Here is a 16,551-nt window from a genome sequence, read left to right on the forward strand (position 1 = left end):
CCCTTCTGACTTGGCGGTGTAACGCTTCCCTTTCACGACAACCGTATCTATCACGACAACTGTGTCCAGAGGTATTTTCTCATCTTGGAGTGGTTCTGCCGACAACACCGACGGAATGGACATGAACGACACTGTCAAAGCTATTTTTGTTTTTTTCATCTTCCGATCCTCAATTTATTAAATGTTATATCATAACACTTATGCGTAAACTTCTGTTATTAAGAAAAGAAAATTAAAGCATTAAGCTGTGCAGTTGTTTTGCAAAAACTTCTTCCTAAATCTCGAATGTGCGACAGCAATGTCTGCCGATGCTCCCGACTTTATTTCAGACGGCCTGTTACCGTTTGCCTGCTTCGACTATAATCAGCTTTATTTTTCTACTGGAAAGAACCGAAAAATGTCTGACTTCCGCCAAGATTTCCTGAAATTCGCCTTGTCTCAAAATGTATTGAAATTCGGCGAGTTCACCACCAAAGCCGGCCGCCAGTCGCCGTATTTTTTCAATGCCGGCCTGTTTAACGACGGGGCTTCTACCCTGCAGCTGGCGAAATTTTACGCCGAAGCGATTATTGCCAGCAAAGTGGAATTCGACATGCTGTTCGGCCCGGCCTACAAAGGCATTATTTTGGCGGCGGCCACGGCGATGATGTTGGCGGAAAAAGGCGTAAACGTACCATTTGCCTACAATCGCAAGGAAGCGAAAGACCACGGCGAAGGCGGTGTGTTGGTCGGTGCGCCGATCAAAGGCCGCGTGCTGATTATCGATGACGTGATTTCGGCCGGCACTTCGGTGCGCGAATCGGTGAAACTGATTGAAGCGGAAGGCGCCACTCCGGCCGCCGTCGCCATTGCGCTTGACCGCATGGAAAAAGGCACGGGCGAATTGTCGGCGGTGCAGGAAGTCGAGCAGCAATACGGTTTGCCGGTGGTGTCGATTGCCAATTTGAACGATTTGTTCACGCTGTTGCAAAACAATACTGAATTCGGCGGCTTTTTCGAACCGGTGAAGGCTTACCGCGAACGTTACGGCGTGGCCTAATCATAAATGAGGCCGTCTGAACGTTTCAGACGGCCAGAGATCTTTGCAAAACCCCGGATTTGAGTACAGTTCAAAGTTATAGCAGCGCAGAAAGCGCAGACATATCACAAAGATAGGCAAGCTTTCGAGCAGCGCATAACGAAGAAATGTGCCAAAGATGGGGAGTTTGCAAAGGTCTCGGTCTGTAATAACAATTAAACCCATACATTACGAAACGAGTTTACCCATGCCAGCTTGCACCTGCCCCCACTGCCGCACCCATCTTTGGGTGAAAGACGCTCAATTGAATGTGGCGCAAGGTTTTGTGGTCTGCCAAAAATGCGAGGGCTTATTCAAAGCCAAAGACCATCCGGCTGACCTGAAAGAGCAGTTCCAACCCGAAGTGCTGCCCAATGCCGTGACCGATGTGCGTTTGGTGCACAACATCGGTGCGCAAGTCCGCCAACACAAACAGCTTTCGCGCAATGAAATCGCCGATTTGCTCGACGGCGTAACGCTTGCGCCCAAGCCTGACACAAAAGCGGCGGCGGTTGCGGACAAGAAAAAAGACGGTTTCAACTGGACGCTGGCTTCGCTAATCGCGCTGACCGTGTTAATCATGCAGCTTTTCTATCTGATTTTATTGGCTTAATTTTTACATGAATACATCCGTTGGTTTTGTCGGCGACTTTCGCGAAGCCGCGCCCTACATCAACTATCTGCGCGGCAAAACGCTGGTCATCGGCGTGGCCAGCAGCCTGTTGGAGGGCGAACCGCTCAAACGCTTGGCCGCCGATTTAAACCTGCTCGCCAGCTTGGGCGTGCGTTTGGTGTTGGTACACGGCTCGCGCGTGCAGATTACCGCCGCCCTTGCCGCGCAAAACCGTACCCCGGCCTACCACAATGAGCGCCGCATCACCGACGAAGCCACGCTGCAACTGGCCAAACAGGCCAACGGCGTATTGCGCAGCGACATCGAAGCCGCCTTGTGCAGCAGCATTTCGCAATCGCCGCAGCGCAACAAACCTTTAAGCATCGCGTGCGGCAACTTCCTTTCCGCCCGCCCGATGGGCATCATCGACGGCACCGACATGGGCTACACCGGCTTGGTGCGCAAAATCGACACCGAATCCATCATCAACCGCCTTGACAGCGGTGCTTTGGTACTCATCAGCCCGCTCGGCCATTCTTTAAGCAGCAAAACCTTCAACCTCAGCATGGGCGACATCGCCGAAGCCGCCGCCATTGCACTCAAAGCGGAAAAGCTGATTTATCTGATTGAAGAAGAAGGTATTTTAAATTCAGACGGCCTGTTAATTACCAACCTTTCCGCCCAAGAAGCGCGTCAATTGATGGCGCAGCAACCACCGCAACAACGCCTGATTCAATCCGCGCTTAATGCCGTCGAACACGGCGTATCACGCACGCAAATTCTCAGCGGCCGCGACGACGGCAGCCTGATTCGCGAACTCTTTACCCGTCACGGTGCCGGCACCTCCATTGCCCGCGATTCCTTCGTCAACATCCGCGCCGCGCACAGCGATGACATCCCCAACATTATGGCGCTTATCCGACCGCTGGAAGAAAAAGGCATTTTGCTGCGCCGCAGCCGCGAATACCTCGAAGACCAAATCCACACCTTTTCCGTGTTGGAACACGACCAACACATCTACGGCTGCGTGGCCTTGAAAACCTTTGTCGAACCGCATTTGGGCGAACTGGCCTGCTTGGTGGTCTCCCCCGATGCACAAGATGGCGGCTACGGCGAGCTGCTGCTGGCGCATCTTTTCCACAAAGCGCGCCAAGCCGGCATCCGCAAATTATTCGCCCTATCCACCCACACCGGCGAATGGTTTATCGAACGCGGTTTTCAGACGGCCTCAGCTCAAGATTTACCACCTGAGCGCCGTCAGGATTTAATCGACAGCGGCCGCAATTCCAAAGTTTTTGTTTACGATTTGTAAAGTTAATGTCGTTATAAAAAGAGCGCAATAATTGATGCGCTCTTTTTTATTTGAATAAATAATACTTTAGGCCGTCTGAAAACATCATAAGCCTGAATGTTGCCAAAATGGAAAAGCTGTATTGCAAAAAATGCTGTTTATCCGCTACTGCAATCGGCCTAGAATGCACCCATTGGTTGAACACAGCAACCTTTACAACATAACGCATTCACAACATTAAGGAATTTACCATGAAAGCAATCTTATTCACCACTTTGATCGCCACTGCCGCCACTTTAGCCGCTGCCAAAGGCGCACCTCAACCGGCTTGGGATCACGCCAACGATTCAGGCCCGATTGCCGGCTTGCAACAAGTTGAGCAACCACAAGGCCAACGTTTCAAGAAAAAAGACCGCATTGAATACACCGCACCAAGCACCGGCACTTACCAAGACAACAGCTACCAAAGCCTTGCCCGCGAAGGCAGCCGTTAATTTGCAATTGCCTACAGGCCGTCTGAAATCCGTTTCAGGCGGCATTTTTGTACCCACACACAAAAGTATGCGCCTTTCGCAATCGGCGACAATCCGTTAAAATAAAGGCCGTCTGAAACCCACTAAAGGAACCGCCATGACCCGCATGGTACATTGTGTCAAACTCGGCCGCGAAGCCGAAGGCATGAAATTCCCGCCGCTGCCAAATGAATTGGGCAAACGCATTTTTGAAAACGTATCACAAGAAGCATGGCAGGCTTGGACGCGCCATCAAACCATGCTCATCAACGAAAACCGCTTGAGCCTCGCCGACCCGCGCGCACGCGAATATCTGGCGCAGCAGATGGAACAATACTTCTTCGGCGACGGTGCCGACCAAGTGCAAGGTTATGTGCCGCAAGAACCGGCTTAATGCTTTACAGGCCGTCTGAAACCTTCAGACGGCCTTTTAACTGATTTCTCTCTTTATTTTCAACCCATTATTTCGCTATGTCGCTCAACGCTTGGATACACGCCGCCCGTTTGCGCACCCTGCCCTTGGCCGCTGCTGCTACCCTGTGCGGCTGTCTGCTGGCGGCGTTACAACAGGCATTGCATTGGCCGACCGCACTACTCACCATCGCTACCGCGGTGGCTTTGCAAATCTTCAGCAATCTGGCCAATGACTACGGCGATGCGCAAAACGGTGCTGACTCCGCCGGACGGCAAGGTCCGCCGCGCATGGTGGCTTCCGGCCGCATCAGCCGCCGCACCATGCAAAAAGGCTTGGTCATCAGCGCCGGATTGTGTTGTCTGCTCGGCCTTGCGCTCTTGGCAACTGCCTTGCCGACTTTAGCACAAAGCAGCGGCACGGATTGGCTGGTTTGGCTGCTGCTCGGTGCCACGGCTTTGGCGGCCGCCTATGGCTACACCGCCGGACGCAAACCTTACGGCTACATTGGTTTCGGTGATGTGGCGGTGTTTGTGTTTTTTGGCTGGCTGGCGGTGTTGGGCAGTGAATATCTGCACACAGGCCGTCTGAACGCGGATTCGTGGCTGCCTGCCAGCGCGATGGGTTTGTGGTGCACCATGGTGCTGAATCTGAACAATATGCGCGACATCGAACATGATTGGATCAGCGGCAAACGTACTTTGGCCGCACGTTTGGGTTTGCCCCGTGCCAAACATTACCATCGTGCATTGGCTGCCATTGCCGCGGTTTGCTGGAGCGTGTGGCTGGCAAGGTATGTTCACGGCTTTTCGTGGCTGGTTTTACAAGTCTTTATGCTTGCGGCAACGTTTGTTCACTTGAATTTATTGAACAATACACCATCTTCTCTTGAGCTGGACAAACTGCTGCCGCAATGGAGCATCACGGTTTTGGCGTGGGTGATGGTGTTGGCATTATTTATTTGAATGCCTCACGATAAATTCCGCACAAAGTCAGACAATTACTGTTAAAATCCGGTTTCATTCATTTTTACACACTTATCTTCAGGAGCAAACGCCATGCAAAACGACGTTTACGACTACACCTCTACCGGCAGCGCGGTACAGAAAAACACCGTGCTGCAAAAAACCTACCGCCTGCTGGGCTTGTCTTTTATTCCAGCCATGGCCGGTGCCTTTATCAGCAGCAAAATGGGCTTCAGCATCTACAGCATCCTTGGTGGCGGCTGGATGGCAACCATCGCCTTTTTCGTGTTTTTCTACGCCATGGTCTTCATGATTGAGAAAAACCGCTACAGCAACACCGGCGTGACTCTGCTGATGGTGTTCACTTTCGGCATGGGCGTGTTGATCAGCCCGCTGTTGCAATACGCTTTGGGCATGTCTAACGGCGCGCAAATCGTCGGCATCGCCGCTGCAATGACTGCCGCTGTATTCTTCACCATGTCGGCCATGGCGCGCCGCACCAACATCAACATGAGTTCGCTCGGCCGTTTCTTGACCGTCGGCGCGGTGATTTTGATGATTGCGGTAGTGGCGAATCTGTTTATGCAGATTCCGGCTTTGAGCCTGACCATTTCTGCCGGCTTTGTGTTGTTCAGCTCGCTGCTGATTATGTTCCAAGTGCGCCAAGTGATTGACGGCGGCGAAGACAGCCACATCAGCGCGGCGTTGACCATCTTTATTTCTCTCTACAACATTTTCAGCAGCCTGCTGCATCTGTTGTTGGCATTGGGTGGCGACGATTAATTAATTTAGCTGTTGATGACATAACAGGCCGTCTGAAACGCAATAGCTTCCATTTTGTGGAGCGTTTGCAGTTTCAGACGGCCTGTTGCTTTATTAGATTTTTCTTTGACACCCCGCCTTTCACGCATTATTCTGTCGCCTTAACCCTTTCCCCTTAACTTATTATGAACACCACCCCCATCCGCCGCGCTGTGTATGCCGGCAGTTTCGACCCACCTACGCTCGGTCATGTTTGGATGATTCGCGAAGCGCAGGCTTTGTTTGACGAGTTGATTGTCGCCGTCGGCGTGAATCCCGAAAAACAAAATACTTACACCATCGAAGAGCGGCAGGCGATGCTGGAAGCGGTGACCGCCGAATTTCCCAACGTCAAAATCACCGTGTTTGAAAACCGCTTTCTGGTGCACTATGCCCGCGAAGTCGATGCGCGCTTTATTGTACGCGGCATCCGCACCGCCGGCGACTACGAATATGAACGCTCGATGCGCTATATCAATAGCGATCTGGCGCCGGAAATTTCCACCGTATTCCTGATGCCGCCGCGTGAAATCGCCGAAGTCTCATCCACCATGGTCAAAGGTTTGGTCGGCCCTGAAGGTTGGCGCGAAATGATTCGCCGCTACCTGCCGGAAGACGTGTATCAAAAAATCTTGAACGATCATCAGCAAGACGGATAAAACCATTCAAACAAGCGCCGACATTTGTCCGGCGCTTGTTTAATGTTCAGACGGTCTGACGATAATTAGTTGAAATTTTCTTCTAATTCTTTGAATTTTTAAGATTTTTATGGTTATATCTTAACAAAAATATGCAAAATCTGCGCCAAATGACACATTTCAAAATTAAATAAAATATTTTTCTTTCAGACGGCTTCCATCCTAACTAAACCCGATTCTTCAATACAATCGGGCTTTATTTTTTATCCACAACGGATAGTTAATATCATAACCATATAATTTTTATCAAAATTAACATTTTATCGACTATTGAAATAAAAATTTAACTGCAGTAATGTTGTTTTACCTCGTCAGAAGCGCACATCGGCGCGACAAAGCCAACAGAAGCTTTGCGCAGCCGCTGAAGAAAAAAAGAAGCAGTTTATTTTTAGTCTTTGAAGGAAAAAAATCATGAGTCAACACGACCACTACGCTGTTGAGGAGCAGCGTCGGGTTGAGCAAGTCTTAGCTCATCCGAAATTCAAACGTATGGCCATGCAGAAATCGATTTTGGGTTGGACCTTTTCCGCCGTTATCTTTTTCGTGTATGTCGCTTTCATTCTGACCATCGGCATCAATCCACAGCTCTTCGCCACCAAAGTAAGCCCCGACGGTGTGACCACTTGGGGCATTTACATCGGCGTGTTTGTGATTGTGTTTTCATTCATTTCCACAGCAATTTATGTCTACATTGCCAACGGTAAATTTGAAAACATGACCCAAGAAGTGATTCGCGAAGTATTCGGCGACGACACTGACCCAGCGGCAGCCAAGCCGTCTGAAACGGAACCGAACACCGGCAAACCTATCGGCGAAGGAGCAGCACGATGATGCACAAATTCTTACCCTTAGCAGCACTTTTGGCTTCCGGCAGCCTGTGGGCGGCGGATGCGATTACCGGAGAAGTAGAACGTCAGGCCACCAACTGGACGGCGATTATCATGTTCTTGATTTTCGTCTTTGCCACCTTGTTCATCACCAAATGGGCGGCCAAGCAAAACAAATCGGCGCAAGATTTCTACACCGGCGGTGGCGGTATTTCCGGCACGCAAAACGGCTTGGCCATTGCGGGCGACTATATGTCGGCAGCGGCATTCTTGGGTGTATCGGCCATCGTGTTCACCCGTGGTTATGATGGTTTGATTTACTCTGTCGGCTTCTTGGTGGGCTGGCCGATTGTGTTGTTCCTGATGGCCGAACGCCTGCGCAACTTGGGTAAATTTACCTTCTCCGACGTAGCGGCTTACCGTTTCAACCAAAAACCGGTGCGCATGTTTGCCGCCATCAGTACACTCTTGATCGTGATTCTGTATCTGATCGCGCAAGTGGTGGGTGCGGGCAAACTGATTCAATTGCTGTTTGGCATGAACTACTTGTCGGCGGTGATTTTGGTCGGCACGCTGATGGTGGTGTATGTGTTGTTCGGCGGTATGCTGGCCACCACTTGGGTACAAATGATTAAAGCTGTATTGCTGCTGGGCGGCGCAACACTGATTTCGTTTATCGTGTTGAAAAACTCCGGCTTCAGCTTAGAAACCATGTTTGCTACCGCCGTGCAGTCGCATGAAAACGGTGAAGCGATTATGGGGCCGGGCGGCATGGTGAAAGACCCGATTGATGCGCTCTCACTCGGTTTGGCACTAATGTTTGGTACTGCCGGTTTGCCGCACATTCTGATGCGTTTCTTTACCGTACCTGATGCCCGCGAAGCACGTAAATCAGTGGTGGTGGCAACTGGTTTGGTCGGCTACTTCTTCTTGCTGACCGGCATTATCGGCTTTGGCGCGATGATTTTCCTGACCAAAGACAACCCGCAATTCTTCACCCAAATGCTGCGTGACGGCAAAACCGTGTACGAAATGGTCGGCGGTGTGAACATGACCGCAGTCCACTTATCCGGTGCTTTGGGCGGCAACCTGTTGCTGGGCTTCATCTCTGCCGTATCTTTCGCCACCATTTTGGCGGTAGTGGCCGGTTTGACCCTGTCCGGCGCGTCTGCAGTGAGCCACGACATTTATTCATCAGTGGTGCGCAAAGGCAAAGCGACCGCAGAAGAAGAAATGCGTATCTCGCGCGTGGCAACAGTTGTTTTGGGTGTGTTGGCCGTAGTTTTAGGCTTGGCCTTTGAAAACCAAAACGTAGCCTTTATGGTGGGCTTGGTGTTCGCCGTTGCCGCTTCGGCCAACTTCCCCGTGCTGATGTTGAGCATGTTCTGGAAAGGCTTGACTACTCGCGGTGTAGTGGCTGGCGGTTTGGCCGGATTGTTTGGTGCATTGCTGCTGATTATCTTAGGCCCGAGCATTTGGGTGGCGGTATTGGGTAATGAAGCGCCAATTTTCCCATACGGCAGCCCGGCCATCTTCACCATTCCATTGGCCTTTATCGTGGCTTGGCTGGTATCGATTACCGATAGCTCTGCACAAGCCGCAAAAGACAAAGCCGGTTTTGCCGCACAATACATGCGCTCCATGACAGGCGTAGGCGCGGCGAAGGCTTCGGATCACTAATGGTTTAACCTTGTTTTGACATTAAAGGCCGTCTGAAAGCGTTTTGCTTTCAGGCGGCCTTTCTTTTGGTTTTAAAAAATCCAAATCTTTTTCAGACAGCCTTCACTTCCGCCAACACCGCTTTCGCAGCCAGCGCGGCGGTATCTTTTTTCAGCAGCTCGTGTAGCGCATGGAAATCCTGTTTCAACTGCGCCACCGCTGCAGGATGGTCGTACCAATGTGCCACCGCAGCAGCCAGCTTCTCCGGCGTGGCATCGTGTTGCAGCAATTCCGGCACGGCTTCTTTGTTCAACAAAATATTTGGCAGGCCGACATGCGGCACTTTGACTTTGCGCTTCACATACGCATACGTTAGCGGCGAAATCTTATAGCTAATCACCATCGGCCGCTTGCACAAAGCCACTTCCAGCGTGGCCGTGCCGCTCGTCACCAGCACCACATCGGCGGCGGTACACACCACATCGGATTGCTTGTCCACCAAAGTCAGCGGCAGATGGGCAAACTCGGTTTGCGCCAATATTTCCGTCAAGCGGCTGCGCGTGGCGGCGGTGGCCACTGGCAAAATAAATTGCGCTTGCGGATATTTTTCCAGCAGTAATAAGGCCGTCTGAAAAAATATCGGCGCCATATAATCGATTTCACTCACGCGGCTGCCTGGCATTAAGGCAAACACCGGAATGTCAGACGGCAAACCCAGATGCGCCCGCGCCGCTTGTTGATCAGTTTCCAACGGCATGGCTTGCGCCATCGGATGGCCGACAAATTCCGCCTGCCCACCCGCTTCCAAATAAAGTTGCGGCTCCATTGGGAACAGACACAACACCTTGTTTACCTGATGCACAATCTTATTCACCCGCTCGCGCCGCCACGCCCACACCGACGGGCTGACATAATGCACGGTCGGAATCCCTGCCGCCTTGAGTTTCTCCGCCACACCAAGGTTAAAATCCGGCGCATCAATGCCGACAAACACATCAGGCTTGATACGGATTAAATCGTTCACAATGCCTTTGCGGATTTTCAAAATTTCCGGCAGCCGCTTCACCACCTCGACAAAACCGCGCACCGCCAGCTTTTCTTGGTCATACAGGCTCTCAAAGCCCTCCGCTTTCATGCGCTCGCCGCCGATGCCGATAAATTTTACATCAGGGCAACGCTGTTTCAACGCGCGGACTAAATGCGCCCCGAGCAAATCACCCGAAGCCTCGCCGACACAGATGGCGATGGTTAGATTTTTTTTCATGATTGGAATGGAAAGATAAGTTGCGGTTATTTTAACAGATTGATACGAAAAGGCCGTCTGAAAGTTTCAGACGGCTCTTTTCATAAAAGACGCTATCTCAGCCAGCTCCCTTTTTGATACATTCAACTTAATGCAACTTTCTATATACCCCACGCCCGACAAATTCAATAATCTTCTGATCACGCAAAATTTGTAGCTGTTGGCGTATCTTGGCAGAAATATGGCGGTTATTGGGAAATTGTAATGACAACTTTGACTCAAAAGCATACATTTGTTGCAGGGTAAACAGTTTCGGTAACTTGTCGATACACAATAAAACTGCCAGTAACCAGCCTTTAGTTTCCCTTGCCTGTTTGCGTAAGAATAAATGTTGTTGCCATTGCTGACACACTTCTTCAAATGGCGTAATTTGGCCGTTGTCTATCAGTAGGATTTTTCCACTTTGGGGCAAAGGACTAAGATTAATGTCACACATTAAATAATTCGGTCGTGTCGGCAATGTTTTCTTACGCGGCGTAATCATATCAGTCGTAATGAAATGCTTGGGTACCAACATCAGTTGCCGCACTGAATAGTCCGCTTTGCGATAGCTCATAAAGAAAAAGTTGGGGTTATTATCGGCCTGTATCCGATCGAGCATGGTGTGATACGCTCCATCAGGCACTTTGTTACCAATAGAACGGCTCTGTTTGCTTTTTAGTTCAAACTGTTCGCCACAATTCAGGCAGTAAAAATCCAATACCGGCTGATTATGTTTAGCTCGGTTCAAGGGCTGGGTGCCGCAATTTGGGCAAAAACCGTGTTGCGCCAACCAATGCTCGGTTAAAATACGACCAACTTGACGCTGGCTGTTATATTGTTCGGCAAGTTTACAATCAAAATAGAGATTCATAGCAAATTAGAGGCCGTCTAAAAACTCAGACGGCCTTTTCCCGATTTTCTATAACCTTATCAACGGATAATCCCACGCGTAGATTCTGCAAAGAAATCTTTAAACACGGCCAATTCGCTTTGGGTTTCGGCACGCGACAGAATATCGGCTTTGGCTTCTTCAAACGGAATGCCGCGGTGGTAGATGGTTTTGTACACGTCTTTCACGCTGGCGATTTGTTCGGTGGTGAAACCGTTGCGGCGCATGCCTTCGCTGTTCAGGCCGGCGGGTTCGGCGCGGTAGCCTGCGGCCATGAAATACGGCGGCACGTCTTTATGCACGCCGGCGGCGAATGCGGTCATGGCGTAGTCACCGATATGGCAGAATTGGAACACCAGTGTGTAGCCACCAAGAATCACATAATCGCCGATGGTGACGTGTCCGGCCAAGCTCGCGTTATTGGCGAAAATGGTGTGGTTGCCGACAACGCAGTCGTGCGCCAAGTGGCAGTAGGCCATAATCCAGTTGTCGTCGCCGATACGGGTTTCGCCGATGCCGGTCACGGTGCCGAGATTGAAGGTGGTGAATTCGCGGATGGTGTTGCCGTTGCCGATAATCAGGCGGGTCGGCTCGTCGCGGTATTTTTTGTCCTGTGGGATTTCGCCCAAGCTGGCGAATTGGAAAATGCGGTTGTTTTCGCCGATGGTGGTGTGGCCGTTAATCACAACGTGCGAACCGATTTCGGTATTGGCGCCGATTTGCACGTTCGGGCCGATTACGGTGTACGAGCCGACTTTCACGCTGGAATCGAGCTCTGCTTTCGGGTCGATGATGGCGGTTGGGTGAATGAGAGACATATGATGCTCCTTATTTCAATGAGGCCGTCTGAAAAGCTTCAGACGGCCTGTTGTCTGCTGCATAAATGGCAACGCTTGAGGCTTATACCACGCGTTTGGCACACATGATTTCGGCTTCCACCGCCACTTGGCCGTCAACTTTGGCCACGGCGTTGAATTTGCCGATGCCGCGTTTGCTGGTGATGAGTTCGACTTCAAACACCAACTGGTCGCCCGGAATGACTTGGCGCTTGAAGCGGGCGTTGTCGATGCCGGCGAAGAAGAAAAATTCGTTGTCTTTGCGACCGCCTTCGCTCAAGATGGCCAGCGTGCCGCAGGCTTGTGCCATGGCTTCGATAATCAGCACGCCCGGCATCACCGGCAAATCCGGGAAATGACCTTGGAATTGCGGCTCATTCATGGTGACGTTTTTAATCGCGGTCAGGCATTTCATCGGCTCATAGGCGGTAATGCGGTCGAGCTGTAAAAACGGGTAGCGGTGCGGAATCAGTTTTTGAATGTCTTTTGCTTCAATCGGTAACGTGAAGTCCATGATTTTCCTTTTATTTTTCAGAATCAGTGTGGATTGGGTTATCGGTGTTCAGTGTTTTTTCCAACTGCTTGAGACGCTTGTGCATGTCATTCAGATGGCGGATGTGTACGCCGTTGCGCACCCATTCCTTATACGGCATGTCGGGGAAGATGCCGGCAATGTGCTGCCCTGGTTCGGTGATGCTGTGGGTCAGGCTGGTGCCGCCGCCGATGTTGGTTTTGTCAGCAATTTCAATGTGGCCGACGGTGCCGACACCGCCGCCGATGATGCAGTAATTGCCGATGGTCACGCTGCCGGAAATGCCGGTTTTGGCGGCAATCACGGTATGCGAACCGATTTTGCAGTTGTGGCCGATTTGGATTTGGTTGTCGATTTTGGTACCGTTGCCGACGGTGGTGTCGCTCATGGCACCACGGTCGATATTGGTATTCGAGCCGATTTCGACATCATCGCCCAAGGTTACGCCGCCAGTTTGTGGGATTTTAAACCATGAATCACCAGCAAAAGCCAAGCCGAAACCATCGGCACCGATAACCGCGCCGGAATGGATTTCCACGCGCTTACCCAAGGTGCAGCCGTAGTAGATTACGGCGTTGGGATGAATCACGGTTTCTTCACCCAATGTGCAGTCGTGTTCGACCACCGCATTGGCCAGAATGCGGCAGTTTTCGCCCAAAACGGTATTGGCACCTATATAGACGTTGGCACCGATTTCGCAGCTGGCCGGCACAGTCGCGCTCGGCTCAATCACGGCAGTCGGATGCACGCCACCGGTGGCTTTCACGATGGGTGAAAACAAACGCGCCACTTTGGCAAAATAGAGATAAGGGTCAGCGGCAACAATCAGGTTACGGCCGCTGAATTCATCAGCAGATTTGGCCGACACAATCACCGCGCCGGCTTGGCTGTCGTATACATCGGCTTTGTATTTCGGGTTGGCCAAAAAGCTGATGTGCCCGGCCTGCGCTTCGGTCAACGGGCGCACGGCTTCAATGGCAATATCGTCGCCGCGCCATTCGCCGCCAAATTCGGCCACGATTTGGGAAAGGGTGTAGGTTTGTGAAGTCATGATGGGACTTTCAGGCCGTCTGATCGCTGGAAATCATCGGCATCAGCGGCGAATAATAAATAATGTGCGGCCAATCGCAACAGACCGTCTGAATCGGCAAAACAATCGCTGTATCATGTTTTCAGACGGCCTATATCATTTTTTAAGGCCGTCTGAAGAAACCCTATCGGGCATTCATCGCTTTAATCACGCTGTCAGTGATGTCGTATTTGCTGTTGACGTAAATCACGTCCTGCAAAATCACGTCATAGCCTTCTTTTTTAGCCAATTCAAGAATCACGCGGTTGGCGTTTTGCTGCAAAGCGGCAAATTCTTCATTGCGGCGCAAGTTGTAGTCTTCCGCCAATTCGGCTTGCTCGCGGCGGAAACGCTGCACCATGTCACCCCATTGCTTGGCAACATGCTCGCGCGCTTGGCCTTGTAAGCTTTTATCGGCCAGTTTTTTCTCCAACTCTGCACCTTCTTTTTGCAGCTTTTGCAAGGTTTTTTGGCGACCGGCAAATTCTTTTTCCAACTTAGCCTGAATGCCTTGCGCTTGTTTAGATTCAAGATACACGCGCTCGGTATTGATAAAGCCGAGTTTCTGTACAGTTTCGGCCGCTACTGCTTGCGCCATCAAGCCAAAGCCCAAGACCGCAGCGCCGCCCAAACGGATGATTGTCGATAATTTTTTCATCATCAATTCCTTTACATTCTTGTGGCGAGAAACCTAGGCCGTCTGAATGTTTTCAGACGGCCTGCCTGAATCAGAATGTAGTACCCAATTGGAATTGGAAGCGTTGGATTTCATCGCCTTCTTTTTTCTTAATCGGATAAGCATAACTGAATTTCATCGGACCCAAAGGCGAGAGCCAAGTCACCGCCGCACCGGCAGAGTAACGCAACTCTTCTTTAAAGGTCGATTTGTGGTTAACACCTAGGCCATAGACATTGTTGCCATTATCATTTTGTTTATCACCGTAGGTTTTACCGTCCCACACGCTGCCCGCATCGGCAAACATGCTCAAACGCACGGTGCGCGCATCTTTGATGCCTGGCATTGGGAACAGCAATTCAGCCGATACGTTGGCTTTTCGGTTACCACCATAGCTGATTTTGTCGCCGTATTCATCATATACTTTCGGGCCTAAGGTGCCGCTTTCAAAGCCGCGTACTGAGCCTAAACCGCCACCGTAGAAGTTTTCAAAGAACGGCATGGTTTTGGTATTGCCGTAGCTGTTGCCATAGCCCACTTCACCACCCAACATCAGGGTTAAATCTTTGCTCAGTGGGAAGAACCAAGTCTGATTATGAGTCAGAGTGTAGTATTTCAAATCGCTGCCCGGCAAGGCCACTTCACCATTAATACCGGTCATGTAGCCGCGGGTCGGCCACAAGGCATTATCGGTTTTATTGCGCCCCCAGCCGATGGTGCCTTTGTACAGCCAGCCTTTGTAGCTGCCGATTTCACTACCGGTATGGTCTTGCATAAACTCTTTATATCGCTTCGGCGCGCCGGTATAGGTGTTCACCTTCAAATGCTCAGCCGCCAAACCGAAATTCACACGGTCGTATTCGGTAATCGGCACACCCATGCGCAAACCGCCGCCGACGGTAGTGGTTTGATATTGTTTCGCGCTGGAAGACGCTTTACGCGGGTCGTATTTGCGGCCGTAAATGTCGTAGCCCAAGCTCACGCCATCCGGTGTAAAGTATGGATCGGTAAACGACAGCGAGCCATTGAGCGTGGTTTTACTGCGCGACAAACGGGCAGAAGCGGATTTACCGGTACCGAACAAGTTATCCTGCGCCACACCGGCGGAAACCACCATACCGGTATCCTGCACCCAACCTGCGCTCAAGTCCAGCGAGCCGGTCGAACGTTCAGTCAGGCTCATGTTCAAATCGACTTGGTCAGGCGTGCCGGCCACTGGTTTGGCATCGAATTGTACGTTGTCAAAATAGCCCAACAATTCCACGCGTTCTTTAGAGCGTTGCAGCTTAGACGTATCGTAAGGTGCGGCTTCCATTTGGCGCAATTCGCGGCGAATCACTTCATCACGGGTTTTGTTGTTGCCGGTGATGTTGATTTCGTTTACATAGACTTTGCGACCCGGTTCGATGTGCAACACAAAATCCACCACTTTGGTTTCCGGATTCGGTTGCGGCTGTACATTCACTTCACTAAAGGCATAACCGGCGCTACCCATGCGGTTTTGAATGCCTTCCAGCGCAGTCACCATTTGCTGGCGTTCGTACCACTTGCCTTCTTTCATTTTCAGCAGTTTGTACAAATCTTCTTTCGGCACTTCGCGCGTGTCGCCTTCAATGTGCACTTTACCCCAACGGAAACGCTCGCCTTCATCCACCACCACTTTGATGGTTTGTTGGGTTTTGTCTTCGTTGGTTTGAATGTCGGTATCTAAAATGCGGAAGCCGAAATAGCCGTTGTTTTGATAGAAATCATTCACGCGCTGCATGTCTTGCGCGAATTTTTGTTCGTTGAATTGATTGCTTTTGGTCAGCCACGTCCACATGCCGCCTTCACTCAACGACATTTGTTTCATCAGCTTGCGGTCAGAATATTTTTCGTTGCCTTCAAACTCAATGTTAGTGATTTTAGTGGTTTTACCTTCTTCTACCGCGATATCAATCGCAACACGGTTACGCGCCAACTTAGTCACAGTCGGCTTGATTTCTACCGACTGTTTGCCGCGGCTCATGTATTCTTGTTTCAGGCCGGCAATGGCTTGATTCAAAGTTGCTTGGTTGAAATATTGCGATTGCGCCAAACCGAACGCTTCCAAGTTTTTCTTGATGGCATCGTTTTGCAGCATTTTCGCGCCAGTGATGTTCAAAGTGGCGATGGTCGGACGCTCAACCACGGTCAGCAGCACTTGATTGCCCAAGGTTTCCACGCGCACATCGTCAAAGAAGCCCGTAGCATACAGGTTGCGGATGATTTCTTCACTGCGCTCATCGCTGAAGTTGTCGCCCACTTTGACCGGCAGGTAGTTGAACACGGTGCTCGGCTCAGTGCGTTGCAAACCTTCGACACGAATATCCTGAATGGTGAAATCGGCCAATGCCAAAGGCGCCAAACCCAACATCATCAAAGCAGAAGCAATCTGTTTTAATTTCATA

17 protein-coding genes are annotated in these 16,551 nt (G+C 50.9%); 10 read left to right on the forward strand and 7 right to left on the reverse strand.

Going from position 1 to position 16,551, the window contains the following annotated elements; translation table 11 throughout:
* Positions 1–397 precede the first annotated feature (397 nt).
* From pyrE to GJV52_RS04755, 10 genes are all read left to right on the forward strand, one after another.
* Positions 398–1,039 carry an orotate phosphoribosyltransferase gene (pyrE, locus tag GJV52_RS04710; protein WP_095502915.1) on the forward strand — a complete coding sequence of 214 codons (642 nt, stop codon included), beginning with the start codon at positions 398–400 and terminating at the stop codon, positions 1,037–1,039.
* Positions 1,040–1,265: 226 nt separating this feature from the next.
* On the forward strand, positions 1,266–1,670 hold the full coding sequence (locus tag GJV52_RS04715; RefSeq protein ID WP_100562820.1) for an MJ0042-type zinc finger domain-containing protein: 405 nt from the start codon (positions 1,266–1,268) through the stop codon (positions 1,668–1,670).
* A gap of 7 nt (positions 1,671–1,677) precedes the next feature.
* Positions 1,678–2,982, forward strand: a complete 1,305-nt coding sequence (argA, locus tag GJV52_RS04720; RefSeq protein ID WP_100562822.1) for an amino-acid N-acetyltransferase — start codon at positions 1,678–1,680, stop codon at positions 2,980–2,982.
* A 230-nt stretch (positions 2,983–3,212) separates the two neighbouring features.
* Complete coding sequence (locus tag GJV52_RS04725; RefSeq protein ID WP_095503040.1) at positions 3,213–3,455, forward strand: hypothetical protein; 243 nt, start codon at positions 3,213–3,215, stop codon at positions 3,453–3,455.
* Between the two features lie 136 nt (positions 3,456–3,591).
* Positions 3,592–3,867 carry an oxidative damage protection protein gene (locus tag GJV52_RS04730; RefSeq protein WP_095503041.1) on the forward strand — a complete coding sequence of 92 codons (276 nt, stop codon included), beginning with the start codon at positions 3,592–3,594 and terminating at the stop codon, positions 3,865–3,867.
* Positions 3,868–3,944: 77 nt separating this feature from the next.
* Positions 3,945–4,850, forward strand: coding sequence for a 1,4-dihydroxy-2-naphthoate octaprenyltransferase (gene menA / locus GJV52_RS04735; protein WP_095503042.1), 906 nt, complete (start codon positions 3,945–3,947; stop codon positions 4,848–4,850).
* Between the two features lie 93 nt (positions 4,851–4,943).
* Positions 4,944–5,633 (forward strand): Bax inhibitor-1 family protein, encoded by a 690-nt coding sequence (locus GJV52_RS04740; protein ID WP_095503043.1) that lies wholly within the window; start codon positions 4,944–4,946, stop codon positions 5,631–5,633.
* A gap of 164 nt (positions 5,634–5,797) precedes the next feature.
* Entirely contained in the window at positions 5,798–6,310 is a 513-nt protein-coding gene (gene coaD / locus GJV52_RS04745; RefSeq protein ID WP_154143228.1) for a pantetheine-phosphate adenylyltransferase, read from the forward strand.
* A gap of 450 nt (positions 6,311–6,760) precedes the next feature.
* Positions 6,761–7,180 (forward strand): DUF485 domain-containing protein, encoded by a 420-nt coding sequence (locus tag GJV52_RS04750; protein ID WP_095503045.1) that lies wholly within the window; start codon positions 6,761–6,763, stop codon positions 7,178–7,180.
* Positions 7,177–8,856, forward strand: a complete 1,680-nt coding sequence (locus GJV52_RS04755) for a cation acetate symporter (RefSeq protein ID WP_095503046.1) — start codon at positions 7,177–7,179, stop codon at positions 8,854–8,856. The genes GJV52_RS04750 and GJV52_RS04755 overlap by 4 nt, the downstream gene beginning before the upstream one ends.
* Before the next feature lie 91 nt (positions 8,857–8,947).
* Here GJV52_RS04755 and lpxB read toward each other — a convergent pair whose 3' ends face one another.
* From lpxB to bamA, 7 genes are all read right to left on the reverse strand, one after another.
* Positions 8,948–10,099: a lipid-A-disaccharide synthase gene (gene lpxB, locus GJV52_RS04760; RefSeq protein ID WP_100562824.1), complete on the reverse strand. Its 1,152-nt coding sequence runs from the start codon at positions 10,097–10,099 to the stop codon at positions 8,948–8,950.
* Between the two features lie 127 nt (positions 10,100–10,226).
* Complete coding sequence (locus GJV52_RS04765; protein ID WP_095503048.1) at positions 10,227–10,991, reverse strand: DpnI domain-containing protein; 765 nt, start codon at positions 10,989–10,991, stop codon at positions 10,227–10,229.
* A gap of 59 nt (positions 10,992–11,050) precedes the next feature.
* Positions 11,051–11,827, reverse strand: coding sequence for an acyl-ACP--UDP-N-acetylglucosamine O-acyltransferase (gene lpxA / locus GJV52_RS04770; protein WP_095503049.1), 777 nt, complete (start codon positions 11,825–11,827; stop codon positions 11,051–11,053).
* 82 nt (positions 11,828–11,909) lie between these two features.
* Positions 11,910–12,359 carry a 3-hydroxyacyl-ACP dehydratase FabZ gene (fabZ, locus tag GJV52_RS04775; RefSeq protein WP_095503050.1) on the reverse strand — a complete coding sequence of 150 codons (450 nt, stop codon included), beginning with the start codon at positions 12,357–12,359 and terminating at the stop codon, positions 11,910–11,912.
* 10 nt (positions 12,360–12,369) lie between these two features.
* Entirely contained in the window at positions 12,370–13,428 is a 1,059-nt protein-coding gene (lpxD, locus tag GJV52_RS04780) for a UDP-3-O-(3-hydroxymyristoyl)glucosamine N-acyltransferase (RefSeq protein ID WP_095503051.1), read from the reverse strand.
* A gap of 163 nt (positions 13,429–13,591) precedes the next feature.
* Complete coding sequence (locus GJV52_RS04785; protein WP_095503052.1) at positions 13,592–14,104, reverse strand: OmpH family outer membrane protein; 513 nt, start codon at positions 14,102–14,104, stop codon at positions 13,592–13,594.
* Between the two features lie 70 nt (positions 14,105–14,174).
* Entirely contained in the window at positions 14,175–16,550 is a 2,376-nt protein-coding gene (gene bamA, locus GJV52_RS04790; RefSeq protein ID WP_095503053.1) for an outer membrane protein assembly factor BamA, read from the reverse strand.
* Position 16,551 lies beyond the last annotated feature (1 nt).

The organism is Neisseria brasiliensis, assembly GCF_009671065.1.
Lineage (GTDB): Bacteria > Pseudomonadota > Gammaproteobacteria > Burkholderiales > Neisseriaceae > Neisseria > Neisseria brasiliensis.